We start from the raw sequence: 23,920 nt of genomic DNA, 5'->3' as shown, positions 1-23,920 counted from the left end.
GGTGACTACTCGCTGCCGCCCGAGTCCTCACCGCCGGACTTCTGCCCGTCCGAATCCTTGTCGTCCGCCGTCGCCGCCGAGGAGTCGTCCGTCTCGGGGGCGGCGTCGTCGTTTTCGGTTTCGGCGATTTCAGTTTCGGCGATTTCGGTGTCGTCGGCCTCGGTGTCGTCGATCTCTTCGTCCTCCACCGCCGGTTCATCGTCGCCCAGGTCGTCCGACCGACCGAGGTCGTCCCGGTCCTCGTCGGTCGACACGAACTGCGCCGTCGGTGCGGTGCGGGCCGCATCGACCGTGTCGGCGCCGCCCTCGGGGGCCGGTTCCGCCGGCGGCTCTTCAGGGCCGGGCTCGGCCGGCGGATCCTCTGGTTCAGGTTCAGTTTCAGGTTCTGGCTCGGGTTCGGTGGGCATTCCCGGCTGCGCAGGCAGATAGGACCGGTCGTAGGCGGACTCGACGATCTCCTTGAGCGGACCGTTGAGCGCGTCGGCCAGCTTGATCAAACCGATCCAGCGCAGCGGCTCGAGCAAGGGAAGATTCTCGGTCGGGATGAAGACGTATGTCGTCCTGCCTTCGCGCCAAACGTAATTCGCCGGGTCGTAGAGGTCGACCTCCTCGTAGTTAGGGTGAACGAACGTAAAGCCGGCGAACGCGTTGGCCAATGCGAGCAAGTTCAGCTTGTCCGGGAAATCGGCCGCCAGATCGTACTGGCGCGCGACGTCGAGCACCTCGTACTCGCTGTCGGGGACCACCTGGCCCCAGTCGACGTGCGCACCACCGTGTTTGCGGCCGGGATTGCCGATCAGCACGAAGCTGAGATTCTCCGGGCTCGGCGCGCCCTCGGTGCCGCCATACTCAGCGATCCAGTTCGCCGCCACGCGGGCGCCCTGGCTGTATCCGAAGACGATCTGGCGCGATTGCCCGGGATCCGGCATCGGCTGGCGCAGCGCGGTGTCGAGTCGATCCACCCCCTGTGACCGGAGCAGGTACGGGTACGGCACCGGCGAACAGGAGCGCTGCGCGGCGCAGACCTCGCCGTGCAGGTCATCGTCATTGCCTCCGGGCAACAGGCTCAGCGTCAGCACCCGCGCCTGCTCGGGCAGGTAGGAGAACTCAGCCGCGGCCTGCGGAGCCGACCCGACGGCGTGGAGTACCACAACAGGTGCCGCCGCGGCGGCGGCCGCCGCGAGCCATCTGGCCCGACGCCGCCCCCCGCGGTCCCCGTCGCCTCCGCAAGCCGTTCCGTTCCCTCCACTTGTCGTCATTGGCGCTCCCCCCAGCACTCATATCCCATTCGTTTGCTGATTGGCTTGAGCGTACGCGTGCCGCGTCATGATCACCTGCATTTGGTGGCACCGTCACAGGGAATCGTGTCCTGGGCCGTTCAGTCACCGAGGAGTAACCGCTCATCGCCTTCGGCAAACGTGAATTTCGTTTGCTGGCTACCGGAACGGTGCGCGCTACCGTACCCGGTCTGCGACGAAGTTCGCCGCCTCCTCGACCATGCCGTTATCGACATAGGAGAAGTGCGCCGGCAGGTTGAATCCACGCGAGCAGAATGGATCGTCAAGGCTGCACAGGTCGATCGACTTCGGCCCGTAGGCGCCGCTCATGGCGGGCAACGGACCGCCACCTCGGATGTCGCGCAACGGATTTCCGAAGACGGCCACGGCGGCGACATGGTCGGCGACGTGCGGCGGCATCGGCGTGGGGGTGAACCGGCCCAGCGGCCGCGGGTCGACGGTGATCAAATCGATGACGCCGGCGCCCTGCGACATGCCGCCCAGCACCAGCTTGGTATCGGGGCAGTTGGCGGCCATCCACTGCACCCGGCCGGACGCGTCTGCTGCCCCGAGCGGCGCCGATTCATCGAAGTCGAAACCGGCCGGATAGTTCACCGCATATGCGCCCACCGACTTGCCGCCGACCTTGGGCCGCAACGCATTGACGAAGGCGTCGCCGACCCAGCCGAGACCGGGCTCGGCGCCGGTTCCTCGTGCGAAGATCACCTCGATGTCCGGACACGGGTCCGCCGCCGCGGTCGGCGCCGCGACCCCGGTCTGCCATAACCCGGCCGAAACCGCGACTGCCGCACCGACACTGCCGAGAACGCGCCTCACCTGCATGTGTCCATGCTGTCACATCGCTGTGAGTGCACCGGCCGAACCACCTCTGAGCAGCGCGTTCAGGCGAAGGTGTAGTCGGTGAACGGGAAGTTGTCGTTCTCGCGGTTGGTCTGGTTGGTCGACGCGGGACGAACCAGCGTCTCCCCACTCGGGCTGAAGTAGTAGGAGCGCGAGCGTGAGCAGTCGCCCCGCCGGAACACCGTCTTGCCCAACAGCTTCGACATCCGCTCGCTGAACCGGGTGGTGGCGTCCTCGGTCACCTCGAACGTCGTCGCGTCGCGCCGCTTCAGCTCACCGAAGAGCCGATCCATGTGGCGCATCTGGTATTCCATGGTGTTGAAGTAGGACAACCCGCTGGTGGCGTAGGGTCCGGCCAGGCTCAGGAAGTTCGGAAAGGCCGGTACCGTGACGCCCTGGTAGGTCTTGAAGCCGTTGTCGCGCCACCATTTTCCGAGATTGCGGGCATCACGGCCGATCACCTCGATCGCCGGGATGTTCGCCTCCCAGATATCGAACCCGGTACAGAGCACCAAGGTGTCGATCTCGTTCTTGGTGCCGTCACAGGCCACGATGCCGTCGGATTCCACCCGCTCGATTCCGGAGGTCTGCAGGTGCACGTGCGGCTTGGCCAACGTGCGGTAGTAGGAGTTCGAGTACGTCGGCCGCTTGCATCCGAAGTCGTAATCCGGCGTCAGCTTGGTGCGTAGCTCCTTGTCCCGGATCGACACGAACCGCAGGGCCTGCGAGAGATAGGAGGCGCCGACGTTGAGCTGGCGGAAGTACTTGTAGTTCAGCACCGACAGGATCATCATCACTTCGAGATTCGCGTCGGTGGTGAACCGGAAGGCGCGCTGCAGCAGCGGAATCCGGGTGAACAGCCGGCGCACCAACGGCGGGATCGGGAAGTCGAACTTGGGCACCACATGGATCGGCGTGCGTTGGTACACGGTGAGCTCGGCGGCTGACTTGGACAGCTCGGGGATCAGCTGGACGGCGGTGGCGCCGGTACCGATCAGTCCGATGCGCTCACCGGCGGGGGAGTAGTCGTCATCCCAGTCCATGCTGTGCACGATGCGGCCCGCGAAGTCCTCGATACCGGGGATGTCGGGGGTGCGGGGCTGCGACAGGTAACCGGTGGCGGTGATCAGGAATCGCGACGTCAGCGTCTCGCCGTTCGACAGCGTCACCTGCCACTGCTTGGCGTCCTCGTCCCAGCGCGCGCCGTCGACGGGGCTGTTGAACCGCATGTGCCGGCGCACGTCGTACTTGTCGGCAACATGCTCGGCGTAGGCCTTGAGCTCACTTCCGGGAGCGTAGAGCCGGGACCACTTCGGATTGGGCTCGAACCAGTACGAATAGGTCGCCGACGGGATGTCGACAGCCAGCCCCGGATAGTGGTTGACGTGCCATGTTCCCCCCAGATCGTCCTCACGGTCGACGATCAGGATGTTGTCGTAACCCATTTTCCTGAGCTGGATCGCGGCGCCCATGCCGCCGAATCCAGCTCCTACGACGATCGCGTCGTATTGCGCATCCATGGCCATCAACGCTACCTCACAGCAAATCAAGCCCCCGACCAGTGGATCTTAGGCCGCCGGCGTCGGGAGCGCTTGTCGGTCGCCCTCGGCACACCACGAAGCCCCGGCGTGTGCCGGGGCTCCGGGCGGGCGTCCGAGACGTCGGCGGCCTCGAGTTTCGGGGAGGCTACTCCGAGGAGCCGGAGTCAGACGACCCAGAATCACCGGACGACGAATCCGCCGACGAGTCGGAGTCCGAGGAGTCTGCGGAGTCCGCGGAGTCCTCGGATTCACCGGCCTCATCGTCGTCCTTCGCGGCCTCGGGCGTCTCGGCGTCCTCGTCGGCCTCGGCCGCGGCGGCCTCGTCGTCCGTGCTCGTCTCGGTGTCGTCGTCGACGGCGCCGAGGTCCTCGACGTCGTCCTTGACACCGGTCGTGTCCTTGGCGCCATCGCTGTCCTCGACCGCCTCCACCGGCTCGGCGGCCTCGGTGACGTCCTCGGCCTCCTCGGCGGGAGTGGCGTCGACGACGTCGTCCTCGGTGACCGGCGCCGTGTTGAATGCCACGCGGGCCACGCTGGTGTCCACGACGTCGTTGCGGCTGTAGCCCTTGTCGATCTTGGCCTTCAGCTCGGCCTCTCGCGGCGCGAGGAACGGCAGCAGCTGAACCAGCGGCAACTTGGCGGTCGGCACCAGGTAGTTCGTCACCTTGCCGCCCGCGTCGTTGTACTCGACGCTGGTGATGTACTCGTCCTTGAGGTCGGCGAACATCATCGGCACGTGCACGAAGATGCCGCCGGCGATGGCGTTGGCGACCGCCAGGAAGTTCCACCACCGGTCCGGCAGGTCGGCCAGGCCGTCGTACTCCCCGGTGACCACCTTGACCTCGTACTGCGAATCCGGCGCCGGTTGGTAGGTGTAGTCGTACCGGCTGTTGTAGCGCGCCTTGTTGATCAGCTTCTGCCGGCTGGAGTCGGCGACCACGATGAAGGTGAGCTCGTCGGCCTGCGGCGCGTTGGGATCCTGCGCCAGCTGCCGCAGCACCTCGGTCACCACCAGCGAGCCGGCGGACAGACCGACGATCTTGACCTGCTCCTTGGGCAGCAGGTTGCCGTCGGCGTCCCGTTCGAGCTTGCCGACGGCGGTGCCGATCGCCGCCTGCAGGTTGGTGATGCCGATGTTGATCGACTGCCCCAGGGTATAGGTGCTGCCCGTATAGGGCTTCGCCTCCGCGGGCCACCCGATGCTGACCCGCTCCATCCCGTGCAGCTCGTCCTTGAGGATCTGAGCCATCACGAGATCGTGCATTGACGGTGTTGCCAGACCGCCGACGACAAGCCCTGACGGGCTGCTCGTGCCCGCCGCGGCGGTGGACAGCGCCAGCGCCACCGAAGCAAAGGCGGTGCCGGCTGCTACTCCCGCCCTACGAAAGCCTTTACGCATGTGATCTCCCCGATGTGTAGCGATGACGTGATCCGCCGTCTCAGACGCGACAGAAGCATATTGCGCTTCCGTCAACCTTTGCGCAGCAAAATCTGCATATTTCTAATTGACGTAGATGTAGCAAAATTGCTTTATATTGCTGTTATTCGCTGTTATGCATTCTCTACAATGGTAGAGAATCTCATTTAACCGCCACCGGCGAAAGGCCGCGTCTCACCTACGTGTGCCCAGCCCGGGGTTTGACGTGCAGATTTAGGTACTAAATGTGCCTACTTGGGCCGATGCCAGACAAAATTACATTGACGTAAATTGATGCTGCATAGCGCGTCAATATTTGCAATCCGCTCGTAGCTGGCCACCGGCCCGCTAAAAAAATTAGTTGGTCTGTACCAACCTCATCAGCACAAGATCGACAGTGAGCAGACCTGACGGCCCGCGACGTAACCCCCCGCTGGCGACGTGTCCATGCTGTGATAACGGGCGCGCCACCCGCGGTCCGCCTACCGGATGCGCCAACCCCGTCCGCGGCAAAGCGATCAGCAGCTGTACGCCTGAAATCGGCCGGTATGCGCCGTAAGGCCTGCCATCCGCTTGTGACGGCTAAAGCACCAGGTCAGGATGCGTGCGATGCACGGCGATGGCCGTGCATGCCACACCCGTCTGCCCGTGCACTTGATCAAGTTTGCTACAGCGGTCGCTGACGGCGCCCGGCTCCGGTACAGTGCTCTTCGTTTGACGGGGGTCAAGCAGATCGGCAGTCGCGACGGCCGGCTGTAGCGGGCGCCACCGGAACACGGCTCACCCATGGTCCACGAGGAAGGCACTCTCTTGAATCGAGCGACGAAGGTTGCAATGACCGCGGCTGCCCTGCCGTTTGCTGCGTTCCCGCTGGCATTCGGTGGTTCGGTCGCCGCGGCAGCCCAGATCGTCCCGGACGGTCCGGCCACCGTGCTGCATCACGGTCCGACCCCGTGGGCGATGGACGACAACCTCGGCGGCGTTCTCTGCGAGGAACCCAAGGTCTGCAATGCGGTGAACTACCAGTGGATCCTGCCGCTCGGGACGATCGAGCTGGGGGTCACCGAAAACGTGCGAGCCCTCGATTTCGCGATCAAGAATCTGCCGTCGGACCCCGGGGCGCCCGAGGACAAGATCGTCTACGCGTTCAGCGGAGGCGCGAGGGTGGCCTCGGTGTGGCTCAAGAACCACGGCCGCGACCACGAGGGCAGTACCGCGACGCCGGCGCCGGACGATCTGTCGTTCGTCCTGATCGGTAACGGCGGGCGCAAGTACGGCGGGCTCAACGGTTGGTGGTACGGCGATGCGCTGCTCACGCCCACCGACACCGACTACGCCGTGGTCGACATCGCCCGCGAATACGACCCGATCGCCGACTTCCCGGCCAACCCGTTCAACCTGCTGGCCCTCGCCAACGCGATCGCGGCCTTCGATTACGTCCACATGGCTTACGACGAGGTCGATCTCGACGATCCCGACAACATCGTGTGGACCGAGGGCAACACCACCTACGTCCACGTGCCGACCAAGAATCTGCCGCTGCTGCAGGGTTTCCGCGATTTCGGCCTCGGCTGGCTCGTCGAGAGCTGGGAGGAGCCGCTGCGCGCGATCATCGACCAGGCCTACGACCGCACCTGGCTGGAGGGCCGCGAGCCGCAGGGCGGGCAGCAGGCCGCACGCGCCGCCGTCGACGCGGCGGCCACCGGCGACCGGACGGCCGACGACGCCGCTGACGAGGTCACCGACGCCGCAGCCGAGGTCACCGCGGTGGGTCATGTGAACGGCACCGGCGACACGGACGAGGACGACACGGCCGAGCGCGACTCCGGCGACCGGGACGAGGACGCAGTCGTCGACGAGACCGGCGTCGACGAGACCGGCGCCGACGACGCCGACCCGTCGGCATCGGTAGACGAGGACACCGCCGCCGACACCGAGGCCGACTCCGGGACCGGCGAGTCCGACGACGCCGCGGATGACAGCGATTCGGGCCCGAAGGGCAGTGATTCCGGCGACGGGAGCGGCGGCGAGGCCTGAGCCGGGTACGGCGCGGCCGCTATCCTTCCCGGGTGGCATCCGTAGACGCAGCACGACTGTCCGGGAAAGTCGCCTTCATCACCGGCGGCGCATCAGGGATCGGTGCCGCGCTCACCGCCAAGCTCGCCGGGGCCGGCGCGCAGGTGTGGATCGCAGACCGTCAGTACCAGGCCGCGCAGAGCCTCGCACAACAGCTGCAGGGAGTCGGCGCGCCGGTGCACGCGGTCGAACTCGACGTGCGCGACCCGGCGGCGTTCGGCGCAGCGGTCGGCAGCACCGTCGACTCCGCCGGCCGCATCGACTATCTGTTCAACAACGCCGGTATCGGCATCGGCGGCGAGGTCGACACCCTCACCCTCGACGACTGGACCGACATCATCGACGTGAACCTGCGCGGCGTGATCCACGGTGTCCAGGCTGCCTATCCGATCATGATCAAGCAGGGCAGCGGCCACATCATCAACACCGCGTCAATGGCCGGACTGGTCACCACCTCCGCGCAGGCCGGCTACTCGGCGACCAAGCATGCCGTCGTGGCGTTGTCGAAGACCATGCGGGTGGAAGCCGCCACGCACGGCGTGCGCGTGTCGGTCCTGTGCCCCGGTGTGGTGCGGACGCCGATCCTGTCCGGCGGGGCCTACGGCCGCAACACGAGTGTCAGCCGTGAGAACCTCGTCAAGCTCGGCGAGGCGCTGCGCCCGATGGACGCCGATGTGTTCGCGGACAGGGCCCTGCGCGCCGTGCTGCGCAACGAGGCCATCATCGTGGTGCCGCGATGGTGGAAGGCGCTGTGGTATCTGGAGCGACTGTCACCGGGGCTGTCGATGCGCACCGCCGCGGTCGCGCTCAAACGCACCCGCGAGGTGCAGTCAGCCGTACCGCCGCAGTAACGCCCGTTCCTTGCGCGGACTCAGCGCCGCCAGCCGGACCTCGCCGCCGTAGTGCGCGACCACCCGCCGGTCCATCACCCGCCGCCACAACGGCGGGACGAGCGCCAGCAGCACCATCGTGGCGTAGCCGGACGGCAGTTGGGGAGCCTCGTCGGCGTGGCAGAGCGCCTGATACCGCCGATGCGGATTGGCGTGATGGTCGGAGTGGCGCTGCAGATGGAAGAGGAACACGTTGGAGATCACCGAGTTGCTGTTCCAGCTGTGCGCCGGGCGGACCTGCTGGTAGCTGCCGTCGGGACGGCGTTGCCGCCGCAGTCCGTAGTGCTCCAGGTAGTTGATCGACTCCAGCAGGCAGAGCCCGATCACCGCCTGGCCAAGCAACCACGGCAGGACCTGCACCCCGAACACGGCGACCAGCACCGCGAACAGCGCCGCGGTCATCGCCCAGGAGTTCAGCGCGTCGTTGCGCAGGCTCCACGCCGACTTTCCGCGCCGGGCCAGTCTGCGCCGCTCGAGCGACCACGCCGAGCGCAGGCTGCCCAGGATGGACCGGAACAGAAACGCATACAGGGTCTCGCCGAGGCGCGAGCTGGCCGGATCCTCCGGGGTGGCGACGCGGGCGTGGTGGCCGCGGTTGTGCTCGACGAAGAAGTGCCCGTAGCCGGTCTGGGCCAGCGCCACCTTGCTGAGCCAGCGTTCCGACCGCGCCCGCTGATGGCCGAGTTCGTGGGCGATGTTGATGGCGACGCCGCCGATGCCACCGACAGTGAGCATCAGGCCGATCTTGTCGGGCAGGCTCATCGTGGCGGCTTCAGCGCTCCACAGCCAGCAGGCCAGTGCCAGGGACAGGTACTGGGCGGGCAGGTAGAGATAGGTGGCCCAGCGGTAGAAGCGGTCGTTCTCCAGATGCGTCAGCGCGCTGTCGGGCGGATTGTCGGAGTCCGGCCCGACCAGGAAATCGAGCGCCGGTATCACCACCATCATCAACGCCGGGCCGGACCACCAGAACCCGCCCCACCCGGTCAGTGTCGCGGCGGCCCAGGACATCGGCACCAGCGTCGGAATCACCAGGCCGAGCAGCCAGACGTACCGCTTGCGGTCCCGCCAGGCTGGAGCAACCTCCGACACCAGACCTTTCCGTACCTGAGTGCGCTGCTGGATCGGCATTGCCCGAAGATTCCTCCTCTTAGCCGACGGTCTCCTGATCATCGCAACGGCGAGCGACGATTGGGTAACGTCGTCATACCATTGGAGCAAGCCAGGGGCAATCGTGTGAGCGAAGCAAGCCCTCGGCGCGCTGTCAGGCAGGTCCCATGGTACCGATTGCTGGCCGACACACGGAGACCTCCGGCCACGCGCGTTTCCGGTGGCCGCCCCGCCGCAGTGCAGCAAAGCTGCCGATCGTGGGCGTTCAGGACATCATCGACGAGATCGCGGCGGCGAGTTCGGGGGAGTCCGACGAACCGAGGAGCTGATAGCTGCCGCCGGTGATCTGCGCGACCGACTCCCAGGTGGGCCGGTCGGCATCGTCACCGAAGTCGATGATGTTGACCGCCACCGGACGATCCGGGTTGAACGCCCCCCGGATGTAGTCCTGCAGGCCCGCGGGACCCAGCGATTGGTCGGTGTGGGGGCCCGCGGTGATGACCAGGACCGAGTTCTTCTGCCCTTCCCGGTATTTCGACAATGCGTCGGCGTAGACCAGCCGCAGGGTGGTGAACGACACCGCACCGCCTCCGGAAGGATTCTGCGCGTCCAGTGCTGCGGTGAGCGCGTCAGCACGCGGGGTTCCGTCGACCTGGTCGGCCAGGGGTCCGAGGTCGACCTCCGGGCGCCCCTGTACACCGTCGAACGTCCACAGCCCCACAGCCGAATCGGGCGGGAGCACCGCCAGCCGGGCTTTGAGCGCGTTGACGACGTTGCGCAGGCGCGGCGAGCCGCCCTCGTCGGTCGGCATCGACTGGTCCAGCATCACCGTGACGGTCGGGCTCTGTAACGGGGTGGTCAGCGTCTCGGCGATCGTGGTGCGCAGCGCGTCATCGCCGACCTGCAGCGGCGCTGACACCGGCGCGAAGTCAACGACATCGCTGGCCGGAGGGGCGGTGCCCTCGACCCGGAACCCGGCGTTGGCCAGGTCGGTGAGCTGCTCGGGTTTGCGCATGAACCGCGCGAACTCGCTGGCCGCGGTGACCTGCTCCTGGGACAGCCAGTCCCCGGCCAGCAGCACGGTCGGGAAGTCGGCGGTCGGGGTCGGCCCCGGCGGGATCCACGCGGTCAGCTTGTTCTTGGCGTCGGTGAGCGACGCACCGCGTTGGAACACCCGCTGTTCGGTGGTGGCCACCGCGTGCACGGGCGCCGCGGCGGGATCCGGGGCGTTGACGAGGGCGTCGAGCGCGGTGTCTGCGGTGCGGTCGGCCAAGTCGGGCGCGCGGGACATCACGGTGCTGACCGCCCCCAGGCCCGCGCTTGCGCTGGCGCCCGAGGGCGCCGCGGCGGCGGCGATCGCCTCCGCGGCCAGGTAGGACGCGTCGCTGTCCGCCTCGAGCGGCAAGGCCAGCCGCAGCCCGCCCCAGCCGGTCAGGCCGAGACCGTCCAGTGCGGCCGGATCAGTCTGCAGCCTTGGCAGGGTTCCCCAGTTCTGTTGACCGAGAGCGGCTTTGAGCGCAGGAGCGACGGCGAGCACGACGGGGGAGGTGACCAGGGAGCGGCTGTCGCTGACGGTCTCGGCGCCCGTCGCGGCCTCCAGCAGGGCCGCCGACACCGAACTGGCCGGGACCCACAACGCAGGTCGCTCACCCAGGTCGGCCGGCCACTGTTCGGCGAAACCGTTGACCACCTGATCGGAGTCGGCGGACTTGACGCCGATCTTGACGCACCGGTCCCCGACAGGGTCGGCCGTCTCGTTGTATCGCTCGGCGAGCGCACCGACCGGCCCGGCGATCGCCGGATCGGCGACCACCGCGACCGCGACCTCGCCCGCGACGCACCGGGCGGCCGCCTCATCGGAGCGACCGGACAGCGAATCGCCGACGAAGCGCCACAGGATGACCGCGGCGACCACGACGACCACCGCCACCAGCGCGACGATCACACCCATGCTGACGCCGCGCCGGCCGGGCGTCACCGCGCGGTGACTGCCCGTCCATTCGCCGCCCTGCCAGTCACCGCTGTACTGCGCACCGCCGCTCGACGAGGCCGCCTCACCCGCGGTGTCAGGCTCGGACCCGCCGCGCGAGTCGTCCGGATCGGGGAGGCTATGCCGGCCCATGCCAGCCTTCGCTGCACACGCTGCTCACGTCCTTGTTCGGTAACCGGTCGGGGTGGGCTGTCCTGCGTCAGCCAACGTTACTAGCTGCCTTGTACTCCCTGCGCCGGCGATGCAGGATTGGTTCGGTGTAGCCGTTGGGCTGCTCGGCGCCGGACAGGATCAGTTCCTGGGCGGCCTGGAATGCGATGTTGTTGTCGGGATCGGTTGCCATGGGCCGGAAATCGGGGTCCTTGGCGTTCTGCTCGTCGACGACGGCCGCCATCCGGCGCAGGCTGGCCTTGACGTCGTCGGCGGTGATCACACCGTGGCGCAGCCAGTTGGCCAGCAGCTGGCTGGAGATGCGCAGTGTGGCGCGGTCCTCCATGAGTGCGACGTCGTGGATGTCGGGCACCTTGGAGCAGCCGACACCGGCGTCGATCCAACGCACGACATACCCGAGGATCGACTGGCAGTTGTTGTCGACCTCTTCGCGGATCTCGTCGGACTCCCACGCCAGTTCCTTGGCCAGCGGGATGGTCAGCAGCTCGTCGACCGTGCTGCGGCGCTCGCCGGCGAGTTCGCGCTGCACCGCGAACACGTCCACCTGGTGGTAGTGCATGGCGTGCAGGGTGGCCGCCGTCGGTGAGGGCACCCACGCGGTCGTGGCGCCCGCCTTGGGCTGGCCGATCTTCTGCTCCACCATGTCGGCCATCAGGTCGGTCATCGCCCACATGCCCTTGCCGATCTGGGCCTTGCCGGAGAACCCGGTCTCCAGGCCGATGTCGACGTTCTGGTTCTCGTAGGCGGTGATCCACTCGGTGGACTTCATCGCGCCCTTGCGGATCATCGGCCCGGCGTCCATCGAGGTGTGGATCTCGTCGCCGGTGCGGTCCAGGAAGCCGGTGTTGATGAACACGACCCGGTCGGCGGCGGCCTTGATGCAGGCCTTGAGGTTGAGCGTGGTGCGCCGCTCCTCGTCCATGATGCCGACCTTGAGGGTGTTGGGCGGCAGGCCGAGCACATCCTCGACGCGGCTGAACAGCTCGCAGGTGAAGGCCACCTCTTCCGGGCCGTGCATCTTGGGTTTGACGATGTAGACCGAACCGGTCCGGCTGTTGACCAGCGGGCCGTTGTTGTCGCCGGTGCGCAGGCCGTGGATGCCGATGAGGCTGGTGAACAGCGCATCCTGGATCCCCTCGGGCACCTCTGCGCCGTCCTGCCCGTCGGCGTCGAACACGATCGCGTCGTTGGTCATCAGGTGGCCGACGTTGCGCACGAACAGCAGGCTGCGGCCCGGCAGGGTGAGCTCACCCGACCCGTCCGGGGTGGTGAAGGTGCGGTCCGGATTGAGCACCCGGGTGAACGTCTTGCCGCCCTTGCTGACCTCCTCGGCGAGGTCGCCGCGGTTCAGGCCGAGCCAGTTGCGGTAGCCGAGCACCTTGTCGTCGGCGTCGACCGCAGCGACCGAGTCTTCGAAGTCCATGATCGTGGTGATCGCCGACTCCAGCACGACGTCCTTGATACCGGCCTTGTCAGTCGAGCCGATCGGGGAATCGGCGTCGATCAGGATCTCGATGTGCAGGCCGTGGTTGGCCAGCAGCACCGAGGTCGGCGCATCGGCCGCGCCGAGGTATCCGACGAACTGCGCGGGATCCTTGAGCGCGACCGACCCACCGTCGTCCAGCGTGGCGGCCAGGTGACCGTCGTCGAGCGTGAGCCCGGTGATGTCGGTCCACGAGCCCGACGCGAGCGGGGCCGCACCGTCGAGGAACGTGCGGGCGTAGGCGATGACCTTGTCGCCGCGCACCGGGTTGTAGCTCGTACCCGGTTCGGCACCGCCCTCCTCGGAGATCACGTCGGTGCCGTACAGCGCGTCGTACAACGAACCCCAACGCGCATTGGCGGCGTTCAGCGCGAAGCGGGCGTTGAGGATCGGCACCACCAGCTGCGGACCCGCAGTGGTGGTGATCTCGTCGTCGACGCCGGCGGTGGCGATGGCGAAGTCGCCCGGCTCGGGCTCCAGGTAACCGATGTCGGTGAGGAACTGCTTGTAGTCCTCGGGCTCGAATCCGCCGATCACCCGGGCACGGTGCCAACGGTCGATCTGCGCCTGCAGATCATCACGGCGGGCCAGCAGCTCCTGGTTGCGCGGAGTCAGATCCGCCACCACCTTGTCGACGCCGGACCAGAAGGTGTCCGGGTCGATGCCGGTTCCGGGCAGCGCCTCGTTGTTGATGAAGTCGTACAGCACGGGGGCGACGCGCAAATTACCCACCGTCACGCGATCGGTCATGATTCCTCCCTCGCTTGACGCGGGCCTGCGTCCCGCCGTTGGCAGTGTCTGTCGGTGTCGACGGTTCAGCTTACCCACCGGTAACAGGGCCTATGCCCCGGTGGCACGGTCCTGCAGCACCCGGGCGCGGTCCAGCAGCCGGGACCGCAGTGGTGCGGCCCGCGTACTGATCTCCTCCTGTGCGCGCGCGTATTCGCCTCTGCCGCCCGGTGTCTCGACCTCGATCGGGTCGAAGCCGTACGCGCGCAGATCATAGGGGCTGGCCCGCATGTCGAGCACCCGCGCGTCGATGGCCAGCTCGAGACAGTCGAGCACCAGCCCCGCTTCGATCAGCGGGCCCAATTTGACCGCCCACTTGTACAGATCCATGCCGGCATGCACGCAGCCCGGCTGCTCGGTGGCGATCTGCGTGTCGCGGGTCAGGTGCCGGGCGTTGCGACCCGCGGCGGGTTCGGTGAAGAAGCGGTACGCGTCGAAGTGGCTGCAGCGCAACGGCATCGACTCGACCACTGCGTCGGTGCCGGCTGCCGAAAGACGCAGCGGGACCCGGTCGTGGCGGACCTCGGCGGCCCGGTAGACCATCGCCCATTCGTGCAGCCCGAAGCAGTTGAACCGGGGCGGCCGCGCCGCGGTGGCCGCCAGCAGATCCGCGATGAACCTCACCGTGCCGCTACGGCGGTGGAGATGGTCGCGTCCGACGGTCACCCCGCCGTCGTGGCGCACATAGCCGGTTCTGCCGAGATAGCGGTCGGCCTCGGGTCCGTCCAAGACCACCCCGAACCCGGGATGCCACATCCGCAGCCGCGGCGGACGCACGCTGTAGTAGGTGAACAGGAAGTCGTAGACCGGATGGGCCTGCCCGGTACGGCGGCGCCGCAGGTGAGGCGCCAGGATGTCGTCGGCGCGGCGGGCGTGCGCGGCCGCGCATGGGATCCAGGCAGCCTCGGACAGACGGGTGTCAGATGCGGTGCGTGCTGTCACGGACGGTTCCCACCAGGTCCTCGACCAGGTCCTCCAGCGCCACCATCGCGGTCGCGGCGCCGTCGGCGGCGGTGACCAGCGCGAGATGGCTGTTGGTGCGCCGGAGCCGGGTCAGGGCGTCGGGCAGCGGCAGCGACGCCGGCACCTTCGGCAGTGGCCGCACCATCGACGTCTCGATCACCGCGGTGCTGTCCGCCTCCCCGTCGGCCATGATCAGCGGCAGCACATCCTTGATGTGCACGTAGCCGATGAAGGCGCCGTCGGTGTCGGTGACGGGGAACCGCGAGTAGCCGGTCTCCTTGAGTGCCTCCTCCAGCGCGGCGACCGTCGGTCCCGCGCCCTCACTGGCCACCGGGACGGCGCGGATCTCATGCAGCGGTATCGCGACGTCGTTGACCGCCCGGTTGCGGATCTGCAGCGCACGGGTGAGCCGGGTGTGCTCCTCCGGGTCGAGCAGCCCCTCCGACAGCGACTCGGCGATCATCTCGGACAACTCGACGGTGGAGACGGTGACGTCGAGCTCGTCTTTGGGTTCGACCCCGAACAGGCGCAGGGTCGTGTTGGCGCACCAGTTGTAGAACGCGATGAACGGCCGGGCCAGGCGCATGTACACCAGGTACACCGGGATCAGCAGCATCGCGGTGGACTCGGGACCGGCGATCGCGATGTTCTTCGGCACCATCTCGCCGAGCAGCACGTGCAGCGTCACCACGATGGTCAGCGCCACCAGGAACGACACCGTGTGCAGCACGGGATCGGGAATGCCGAGCAGCGCGAACGGCATCTCCAGCAGATGGGCCACCGCGGGTTCGGCGACCCGGCCGAGCAGGATCGAGCAGATCGTGATCCCGAGTTGGGAGCCCGCGAGCATCAGCGACAGATGCTCGCCGGCCCTGATGACGGTCACCGCGCTGCGCTTGCCCTGTTCGGCCAGCGCCTCCAACCGGTCGCGGCGGGCCGAGATCAGTGAGAACTCCGAGGCGACGAAGAACGCGTTCGCCGCGAGCAGGACGAAGGTCAGCAGCACACCGAAGATGTCACCCATCGGCGGGCTCCTTGCGGCCGAGTTCGGTCAGGCGCAGCTGGTCGATGCGGCGCCCGTCCATCTTCACCACCGTGGCAAGCCACCGCACCGGATCCTCCAGCGCTCCGTCCGGGTCGAACGCGGTCAGCTCGACCGACTCGCCCTCCTCGGGGATGTGGCCGAGCTTCTCCAGCACCAGCCCGCCGATGGTCTCGTAATCACCCTCGGGCGCCCGGAACGCGGTGCCCTTGGCCACCTCGTCGATGCGCAGCAACGCCGACACCTGCCAGCCGCGGCCCGCCTGCACCACGTCGGGGGGTTCGACATCGTGCTCGTCGCGCACGTCACCGACGATCTCCTCGATCAGGTCCTCGACCGTCACCATCCCGGCGGTGCCGCCGTACTCGTCGACCACCAGCGCCGTCTGCAACCCGTTGGCCCGCACCTCCGACATCACCGCATCACCGTCCAGCGTCGACGGCACCTTGGTGACGGGCTGCGCCAGCGCCGACAGCCGGGTGGTTGCGCGTGCCGCGGCGGGCACGGCGAACACCTGCTTGACGTGCACTACGCCGATGGTCTCGTCGAGGTCACCGCGGATGACGGGGAACCGGGAGTGGCCGGTTCTGACCGCGGCCTCGCTGAGGTCGACCACGGTGGCGTCGGCGTCGAGGGTGTCGATCTTGGAGCGCGGTGTCATCAGCTCCTCGGCGGACCGGTTCCCGAACTGCAGAGAGCGGTCCACCAGCACTGCGGTCACCGGATCCAGCGCTCCGCTCTCGGCCGACGACCGCACCAGCGAGACGAGCTCCTGCGGTGAGCGTGCGGACCGAAGTTCCTCGGCCGGTTCGATGCCGAGCCGGCGCAGGATCCAGTTCGCGGTGCCGTTGGTCAGCTTGATCAGCGGCGTGGCCAGGAACGAGAACGCCAGCTGCAGGGGTGCCGACCAGCGTGCGGTCGGCACCGGGCGGGCCACCGCGAGATTCTTCGGGACCAGCTCACCGAACACCATCGAGATCGAGGTCGCGATCAGGATCGCCAGGGCGAGCGCCAGGCCGCCGACGAACCGCTCGGGGATACCGATGGCGGCGAGCCCGGGGTGGATCAGCCGTGCGACAACGGGTTCGGCCAGGAAACCGGTGGCCAGCGTGGTGATGGAGATTCCCACCTGCGCACCGGAGAGCTGTGTCGAGAGGGTGCGGTGGGCACGGCGCACCAACTGGTCGCGACGGTCGCCGGAGCGTGCGTTGGCCTCGACGGTGCTGCGTTCCAGCGCGGTCAACGAGAACTCGGCGGCGACGAAAACCGCCGTACCGGCGGTGAGCAGCACGAACGCGAACAGAGAGAGCAGCGAAGTGGCAACGTTCATCGCGATGCCCCGCAGCGCCTGCAGCCGGGTCCGAGGCCCGGCCGACTAGAGGAGGGCTCTGCCTCGCACGGGTCGAGGTCGGGTTGTCCGGCGAATGTGGCCGGCTCGGATGGACCTCCATCCAGTGCCTGCGGCACCTGGTCCCTTTCGTCTGAGATGGCTGACGCGCAGTGCATGCGTTGCGCGAATTCTGCTGAATGTCAACACATGCTAGCGGAATCCGGGCGCGCGCCCACGCTCCCTATTCGTTAGCCGGGCTAATTCGGAGCCAGTGGTACTTTCTACCAAAGATTGGAAAGGCGAACCTAATGTCGATGTCGTTCACCCGGTTGGCAGGCGCGCTCGCAGTGGTGGCCGCGATGCTTGCGTTCAGTGCGTGCAGCTCACAGCCCCAGGGCGAGGACTCCGACAAGATCGTCGTGTACTCGGGCCGCAGCGAGGAACTCGTCGCACCGCTGATGGAGCAGTTCACCGCCGACACCGGTATCGAGGTCGAGGCCAGGTACGCCGGTTCGGGGGAGATGGCCGCCCAGTTGATCACCGAGGGCGACAAGTCGCCGGCCGATGTCTTTCTGTCCCAGGACGCCGGCGCGCTGGGCGCGGTGTCGAAGGCCGGCCTGCTCGCGCCGATCGATGCCGAGACACTGGCGGCCGTGCCCGGCGAGTTCTCCGCCGCCGACGGCACCTGGGTGGGCGTGTCCGGGCGTGCCCGCGTCATCGTCTACAACCCGACGCTGGCGCCCAACCCGCCGGACACCATCGACGCACTGCTGGCCCCGGAGTGGAAGGGCAAGATCGGGTTCGCCCCGAGCAACGCGTCCTGGCAGGCGTTCGTGACCGGCCTGCGTGTGCTGCGCGGTGACGACGGTGCCGAGCAGTGGCTGCGGGCATTCAAGGCCCAGGATCCGCAGGCCTTCGAGAACAACGTCGCGGTCCGGGATGCGGTGGATTCCGGCCAGGTTCCGCTCGGCCTGGTCAATCACTACTACCTTTACGAGCTGATCCACTCCAAGGGCCCCGACGCCGTGGTGGCCGAGAACAAGTTCATGGCCCCCGGCGATCCCGGCGGCCTGATCAACGTCGCCGGGGTGGGTGTGCTCAAGGCGGCGCCCAACCCCGCCGGTGCGCAGCAGTTCGCGGCCTACCTGGTCGGCGAGTCGGCGCAGAAGTACTTCGCCCAGGAGACCGCCGAATACCCGCTCATCGCGTCGGTGGCGCCATCATCTGAGATGCCCCCGCTGGCCGATCTGAAGCCGCCGGCGGTGGACCTGTCGCAACTCGACGACATCGAGGCGACGCAGGAGTTGCTGGTGAACACCGGCCTCCTGACGAACTGACCTCGGTGGCGGTCACCGCCGCGGCCCGTTCGGCCCGCAGCCGCCCGCCGGCGCTGCTGCTGCTCCCTGCTTCTCTGGTCGCGGTCTGCACGTTGGTGCCGCTGGCGTACCTGGCCGAGCGCGCACTGGACCGCGGCTGGGGATTCGTCGTCGACGAGCTCGTGCAGCCGCGCACCGCGGCCCTGGTCGGCCGCTCGCTGGTGCTCGTCGCGGTCGTCACCGCCGCCTGCGTGGTCCTGGGGGTCGGACTGGCCGTGCTGGTCACCCGCACCGATCTGTGGGGGCGGCGCGGTCTGGCGGTGGCGCTGACGCTGCCGCTGGCGATGCCCAGCTACCTGCTCGCCTACCTGTGGGTGTCGGCGTTCCCGGCCATCACCGGTTTCTGGGGCGCTGCGCTGGTCCTCACCCTGGTCAGCTATCCGCTCGTACTGCTGACCACGATGGCGGCGCTGGCCCGCGTCGACCCGGCCCAGGAAGAGGTGGCGCGCTCGCTCGGGCTGGGTGGGGTCGCGGTGCTGTTCCGGGTCACACTGCGGCAGGCGCGCGCCGCGATCGCCGCCGGGGCGCTGCTCGTCGCGTTGTACGTGCTCAGCGATTTCGGCGCGGTCGCCGCGATGCGTTTCGAGGCGTTCACCTGGGTGATCTACGGCGCGTACCGCTCCGGGTTCAATCCGTCCCGGGCCGCGGTGCTCTCGCTGGTGTTGATGGTGTTCGCCGTGGCGCTGGTGGTGGCCGAGCACCGGGCCCGCGGACTCGCGGCGGCCTCGCGCCTCGGCGGCGGCGCACCGCGACCGGCGCCGCTGAACCGTCTGGGATCCTGGGGCCCGGTCTGGCTGATGGCGCCCGCGGCCGTGCTGGCCGCCGCCGTTGTCCTGCCGGGTGCCGAACTGGCGCAGTGGCTGCTCACCGCCGGCGCGACCTGGGACTTCGCCGAGTGGGCCGGCGCGCTCGGCGCGACGGTATGGTTGTCGGCCGCCGCCGCGCTGGTGTCCACGGCCGCCGCGCTTCCGTTGGGGGTGCTCGCGGCCCGTCACCGCGACCGGGCGACCCGGCTGCTGGAGGGCGCGAGCTATGTCGCCCACGGCCTTCCGGCCATCGTCATCGCGATCTCGATGGTGTCCCTCGGCGTGCTGCTGCTGCGGCCGATCTACCAGCGCGAGCCGCTGCTGATCCTGGCCTATACCGTGCTGTTCGTGCCCATGGCCATCGGTTCGATCCGTGCCGCGGTGGAAGCCGCCCCGATCCGCCTGGAGGAGGTGGCGCGCTCACTCGGGCGCACACCCCTGCGCGCCTTCGGCACCGTGACCGCCCGCGTCGCGCTCCCGGGCATCTCGGCCGGTGCCGCCCTGGTGTTGCTGACCTGCATGAAAGAGCTTCCGGTGACGCTGCTGCTGCACCCGACCGGCACCGACACGCTGGCCACCCGGCTATGGAACTACAGCTCGGTCAGCAATTACGCGGCCGCCGCACCGTATGCGGCCGCGCTGTTGCTGTTCGCCGCGGTCCCCACGGCGCTGCTCGGGATGTGGGGCACCGACGAGGGGGCCGTGCGCAGTGACTGACCCGACCGCGGTCAGCGCGCGCGGACTCCACAAGTCGTTCGGCGAGCGCCGTGTGCTGCGCGGCGTCGACCTCGAGCTGGCCGCGGGGACCATCACCGCGGTCCTGGGGCCGTCGGGCTGCGGCAAGACGACGCTGCTGCGCATCCTGGCCGGATTCGAGGATCCCGACGCCGGGACGGTGAGGATCGCCGGCGAGACGGTGGCCGGGGACGGCCGAGTAGTGCCGGTGCACCGCCGTCGCGTCGGGCTGATGCCGCAGGAAGGAGCGTTGTTCCCGCACCTGAGCGTGGGGGAGAACATCGGGTTCGGGCTGGGCCGCGTCCCCCGCGCGCAAGCGGCCGCCGAGATCGCCCACTGGCTGGACGTCGTCGGCCTGACCGGTCTGGCCGGAGCCCGGCCCCACGAGATCTCGGGGGGACAGCAGCAGCGGGTGGCGCTGGCGCGGGCATTGGCGGCCCGGCCGCGGGTGCTGCTGCTCGACGAGCCGTTCGCCGCGCTGGACGCCGGATTGCGGGTCCGGGTGCGCGAGGACATCGCGACGATCCTGCACGACACCGGGACCACCGCGCTGCTGGTCACCCACGACCAGGCCGAGGCGCTGTCGCTCGCCGACTCGGTGGCGCTGCTGATCGACGGTGTCGTCGCCCAGCACGGCGCGCCGAGCGACCTCTACGACTGTCCGGGCTCGCTGGCGACCGCACGGTTCCTCGGCAGCACCGTGGAGATCTCCGGGACCGTGGACGCCGGCATCGCGCACACCACGCTCGGACCACTGCGGCTGCGTGATGCGGGAACCACACCCGGTGCGGCGGTGGTGATGCTGCGCCCGGAACAGCTACGGTTCGGCACCGGCGCGTCCGGGGCGGCGGGACGGGTGACGGCGCGTCGGTTCTACGGCGCCGACACCGTCGTCCACGTCGAACTCGACGACGGCACCCGCCTGCAGCTGCGCAGCCCGGGGCCGACCGCGCTGGACGACGGTGACGTCGTCACCGTGGAGGTCGCCGGTGAGGTGCTGGCCTACCCGTCACCAACCAGTGGGCAGCGGGTGTCCCTCGGCGAAACCGGCGGCTGACTGCACGCCGAGCACCGCTTTCTCGTGCAACTCCGGCAGCGTCGTCGCGCCGACGTAGGTGCAGGTGCTGCGAACCCCGGAGGTGATGTGGTCGAGCAGGTCCTCGACACCGCCCCGCACGGGGTCCAGGTTCATCCGCGACGAGGAGATGCCCTCTTCGAACAGCGCCTTGCGCGCCCGGTCGAACGCGCTGTCGCCGGCGGTGCGCGCCGCGACGGCACGCTTGGACGCCATGCCGTAACTCTCCTTGAAGGGTCGGTCGTCGCGGTCGTGCATCAGGTCGCCCGGCGACTCGTAGGTGCCGGCGAACCAGGATCCGATCATGACGTTCGACGCACCGGCGGCGATGGCCAGCGCCACGTCCCGCGGGTGCCGCACGCCACCGTCGGCCCACACGTGGCCGCCGAGTTCCCTTGCTGCCGCAGCACATTCGACCACGGCGGAGAACTGAGGCCGCCCGACGCCGGTCATCATCCTGGTGGTGCACATGGCGCCGGGCCCAACACCGACCTTGACGATCGACGCGCCCGCGTTGAGCAGGTCGCGGGTGCCTTGGGCCGACACCACGTTGCCCGCGGCCAGCGGCAGCCCCAGGTCGAGGGAGGCCACCGTCTCGATCGTGTCGAGCATCTTCTGCTGGTGGCCGTGCGCGGTGTCGACCACGAGCAGGTCCACCCCGGCATCCGCCAGATCCCGCGCCTTGGCCCCGACGTCGCCGTTGATCCCGACCGCCGCGGCGATCCGCAGCCGGCCACGGGCGTCGACGGCGGGCCGGTAGATGCCGGCGCGCACGGCCCCGGTGCGGGTCAGGACGCCGGCCAGTGATCCGTCGGCCTCGGTCAGCACGGCGACGTCGATGTGGGCATGCTCGAGCAGGTCGAACACCTTGCGCGGATCAGTGCCGACCGGGGCGGTGACGAAGTCTGAGATCGCGACGTCACGCACGCGGGTGAACCGGTCCACCCCCGCGCAGGACGCCTCGGTGACCAACCCGATCGGCCGATTCTCGAAGACGACGACGGCCGCGCCGTGCGCCCGCTTGTGGATCAGCGCGTTCGCATCCGATACCGAGTCGTCGGGAGACAGGGTCACCGGGGTGTCGACCACGGTGTCGCGGCTCTTGACGAAGTCGACGGTGTGCTTGACCGCCGACAGCGGAAGGTCCTGCGGCAGCACCACCAGACCGCCGCGGCGGGCCACCGTCTCGGCCATACGCCGGCCGGCGACCGCGGTCATGTTCGCGACCACCACCGGAATCGTGGTGCCTGACCCGTCCACCGTCGACAGGTCCACGTCAAAGCGCGACAGCACCTCCGAGCGGCTCGGCACGACGAAGACGTCGTTGTAAGTCAGGTCGTACGGCGGCCGGTGCCCATCGAGAAATCTCACAAACCCGAGTCTAGTTGCGCGACTTTCCCCCGCGAGCAGACACAAATTCGCGCGACATGCCGGCGACACGCCGGAGTATGTGTCTGCTCGCGCGCGGAAATTAGACCTCGACCTCGCTGCGGTCCCCGCTCCACAGGGTGTGGAACCGCTGGTCGCGGTCGGCGTCGATGCGCCCGTAGGTGTGCGCACCGAAGAAGTCGCGCAGCCCCTGGGTCAGCGCGGCGGGCAGGCGCTCGGTGCGCAGCCCGTCGTAATAGGACAGCGCCGAGGCGAAGCCGGGAATCGGGATGCCGAGCTCGGTGGCCTTGACCACGACGCGGCGCCAGCTGTCGATAGCGTTCTCGATCGCGTCGCGGAAGTACGGGTCCACGATCAACGTGGGCAGGTCGGGATCGTTGTCGAAGGCGTCGGTGATCCGGTTCAGGAATTTCGCCCGGATGATGCAGCCGCCTCGCCAGATCCTCGCCATGTCGCCGGGTGTGATGTCCCAGTCGTATTCGGCGCTGCCGGCCTGGATCTGGTTGAAGCCCTGCGCGTAGGCGATGATCTTCGACGCGTACAGCGCCTGCCGGATGTCCTCGGTGAACTGCTCTGCGGCTTCACCGTCTGCGGGCACCTGCCCGCCGAGGTCCCCGGACGCCAGCCCGGTGGTGGCCTTGCGCTGTGGGACCGAGCCCGACAGCGCGCGGGCGAACACCGCCTCGGCGATGCCGGTGACGGGCACGCCCAGGTCGAGGGCGGATTTGACCGTCCAGCGGCCGGTGCCCTTCTGCTCGGCCTCGTCGAGGATCAGGTCGACCAGCGGCTTGCCCGTCTTGGCGTCGATCTGGCGCAGCACCTTCGCGGTGATTTCGACCAGGAAGCTGTCGAGGTCTCCGGAGTTCCAGTCGTCGAAGACGTCGGCGATCTCCGGCGCGCTCTTGCCCAGCCCGTCGCGCAGCAGCTGGTAGGCCTCACCGATCAGCTGCATGTCGGAGTACTCGATGCCGTTGTGCACCATCTTGACGAAGTGGCCGGCGCCGTCGGGCCCGATGTGGGTGCAGCACGGCACACCGTCGACGTGGGCCGAGATCTCCTCGAGCAGCGGGCCCAGCGAGGCGTAGGACTCCGCCGGACCGCCGGGCATGATCGACGGCCCGTTCAGCGCCCCCTCCTCACCACCGGAAATCCCGGCGCCGACGAAGTGCAGCCCGCGCTCGCGGATCGCCTTCTCGCGGCGGATGGTGTCGGTGTAGAGCGCGTTGCCGCCGTCGATGATGATGTCGCCTTCTTCCATGGCGTCGGCCAGCTCGTTGATCACGGCGTCGGTCGCCTCACCGGCCTTGACCATGATCAGCACCCGACGCGGTTTCTCCAGCGCGTCGAGGAACTCGGCGATGGTCTCGCTGCGGACGAAGGTGCCCTCGGATCCGTGCTCGGCCAGCAGCGCGTCGGTCTTGGCCACCGAGCGGTTGTGCAGTGCCACGGTGTAGCCGTGCCGCGCGAAATTCCGCGCGATGTTCGACCCCATGACGGCCAGACCGGTCACGCCGATCTGCGCCGTCCCCGTAGTGGACTGCGACGAGCTCATGAACGGATCCCTTTCGTTCGTTGAATGCGGCACCGCAGAATCTACGGGGC

The 23,920-nt window shown here is 68.4% G+C and carries 17 protein-coding genes; 5 read left to right on the top strand and 12 right to left on the bottom strand.

Annotated features, from left to right (window positions below):
- Positions 1-5: 5 nt before the first annotated feature.
- From ACXMYJ_RS00820 to ACXMYJ_RS00805, 4 genes are all read right to left on the bottom strand, one after another.
- Positions 6-1,259 (bottom strand): PE-PPE domain-containing protein, encoded by a 1,254-nt coding sequence (locus ACXMYJ_RS00820; protein ID WP_460353272.1) that lies wholly within the window; start codon positions 1,257-1,259, stop codon positions 6-8.
- A 195-nt stretch (positions 1,260-1,454) separates the two neighbouring features.
- Positions 1,455-2,120: a cutinase family protein gene (locus ACXMYJ_RS00815; RefSeq protein ID WP_260752693.1), complete on the bottom strand. Its 666-nt coding sequence runs from the start codon at positions 2,118-2,120 to the stop codon at positions 1,455-1,457.
- 59 nt (positions 2,121-2,179) lie between these two features.
- A complete protein-coding gene (locus ACXMYJ_RS00810; protein WP_460353270.1) occupies positions 2,180-3,658 on the bottom strand; it encodes a flavin-containing monooxygenase in 1,479 nt (492 codons plus the stop codon).
- Between the two features lie 166 nt (positions 3,659-3,824).
- The gene (locus tag ACXMYJ_RS00805; protein ID WP_460353267.1) at positions 3,825-5,078 is read right to left on the bottom strand and encodes a PE-PPE domain-containing protein; all 1,254 of its coding nucleotides are present in this window, start codon (positions 5,076-5,078) and stop codon (positions 3,825-3,827) included.
- A gap of 852 nt (positions 5,079-5,930) precedes the next feature.
- Between ACXMYJ_RS00805 and ACXMYJ_RS00800 the strand changes: the two genes are divergently transcribed.
- Complete coding sequence (locus tag ACXMYJ_RS00800; protein WP_460353265.1) at positions 5,931-7,133, top strand: PE-PPE domain-containing protein; 1,203 nt, start codon at positions 5,931-5,933, stop codon at positions 7,131-7,133.
- A gap of 32 nt (positions 7,134-7,165) precedes the next feature.
- Positions 7,166-8,023: an SDR family NAD(P)-dependent oxidoreductase gene (locus tag ACXMYJ_RS00795; RefSeq protein ID WP_460353262.1), complete on the top strand. Its 858-nt coding sequence runs from the start codon at positions 7,166-7,168 to the stop codon at positions 8,021-8,023.
- Here ACXMYJ_RS00795 and ACXMYJ_RS00790 read toward each other — a convergent pair.
- The 6 genes from ACXMYJ_RS00790 to ACXMYJ_RS00765 form a co-directional block, all read right to left on the bottom strand.
- Positions 8,003-9,190 carry an alkane 1-monooxygenase gene (locus ACXMYJ_RS00790; protein ID WP_460353260.1) on the bottom strand — a complete coding sequence of 396 codons (1,188 nt, stop codon included), beginning with the start codon at positions 9,188-9,190 and terminating at the stop codon, positions 8,003-8,005. The genes ACXMYJ_RS00795 and ACXMYJ_RS00790 overlap by 21 nt on opposite strands.
- Before the next feature lie 244 nt (positions 9,191-9,434).
- Positions 9,435-11,291, bottom strand: a complete 1,857-nt coding sequence (locus tag ACXMYJ_RS00785) for a vWA domain-containing protein (RefSeq protein ID WP_460353257.1) — start codon at positions 11,289-11,291, stop codon at positions 9,435-9,437.
- A 67-nt stretch (positions 11,292-11,358) separates the two neighbouring features.
- Positions 11,359-13,563: a malate synthase G gene (locus ACXMYJ_RS00780; RefSeq protein WP_460353255.1), complete on the bottom strand. Its 2,205-nt coding sequence runs from the start codon at positions 13,561-13,563 to the stop codon at positions 11,359-11,361.
- Between the two features lie 90 nt (positions 13,564-13,653).
- Positions 13,654-14,544: a 3-methyladenine DNA glycosylase gene (locus ACXMYJ_RS00775; protein ID WP_460353252.1), complete on the bottom strand. Its 891-nt coding sequence runs from the start codon at positions 14,542-14,544 to the stop codon at positions 13,654-13,656.
- On the bottom strand, positions 14,522-15,589 hold the full coding sequence (locus tag ACXMYJ_RS00770; RefSeq protein WP_260752702.1) for a hemolysin family protein: 1,068 nt from the start codon (positions 15,587-15,589) through the stop codon (positions 14,522-14,524). Before ACXMYJ_RS00770 ends, ACXMYJ_RS00775 begins: the two co-directional genes overlap by 23 nt.
- Positions 15,582-16,937, bottom strand: a complete 1,356-nt coding sequence (locus ACXMYJ_RS00765) for a hemolysin family protein (RefSeq protein WP_443187290.1) — start codon at positions 16,935-16,937, stop codon at positions 15,582-15,584. The genes ACXMYJ_RS00770 and ACXMYJ_RS00765 overlap by 8 nt, the downstream gene beginning before the upstream one ends.
- Positions 16,938-17,245: 308 nt before the next feature.
- Between ACXMYJ_RS00765 and ACXMYJ_RS00760 the strand changes: the two genes are divergently transcribed.
- The 3 genes from ACXMYJ_RS00760 to ACXMYJ_RS00750 are packed head-to-tail and all read left to right on the top strand — an operon-like array spanning position 17,246 to position 20,911.
- Positions 17,246-18,274 (top strand): iron ABC transporter substrate-binding protein, encoded by a 1,029-nt coding sequence (locus ACXMYJ_RS00760; protein ID WP_260752704.1) that lies wholly within the window; start codon positions 17,246-17,248, stop codon positions 18,272-18,274.
- A gap of 5 nt (positions 18,275-18,279) precedes the next feature.
- Positions 18,280-19,836: an ABC transporter permease gene (locus tag ACXMYJ_RS00755; RefSeq protein WP_260752705.1), complete on the top strand. Its 1,557-nt coding sequence runs from the start codon at positions 18,280-18,282 to the stop codon at positions 19,834-19,836.
- The gene (locus tag ACXMYJ_RS00750) at positions 19,829-20,911 is read left to right on the top strand and encodes an ABC transporter ATP-binding protein (protein WP_460353249.1); all 1,083 of its coding nucleotides are present in this window, start codon (positions 19,829-19,831) and stop codon (positions 20,909-20,911) included. Before ACXMYJ_RS00755 ends, ACXMYJ_RS00750 begins: the two co-directional genes overlap by 8 nt.
- Here ACXMYJ_RS00750 and ACXMYJ_RS00745 read toward each other — a convergent pair.
- Positions 20,864-22,300, bottom strand: a complete 1,437-nt coding sequence (locus tag ACXMYJ_RS00745; protein WP_460353246.1) for a GuaB1 family IMP dehydrogenase-related protein — start codon at positions 22,298-22,300, stop codon at positions 20,864-20,866. The genes ACXMYJ_RS00750 and ACXMYJ_RS00745 overlap by 48 nt on opposite strands.
- A gap of 100 nt (positions 22,301-22,400) precedes the next feature.
- Entirely contained in the window at positions 22,401-23,870 is a 1,470-nt protein-coding gene (gndA, locus tag ACXMYJ_RS00740; protein WP_460353244.1) for an NADP-dependent phosphogluconate dehydrogenase, read from the bottom strand.
- Positions 23,871-23,920: the final 50 nt, after the last annotated feature.

Source organism: Mycobacterium sp. ZZG (genome assembly GCF_054786995.1).
This window is presented reverse-complemented; position numbering and strand designations above follow the sequence as displayed.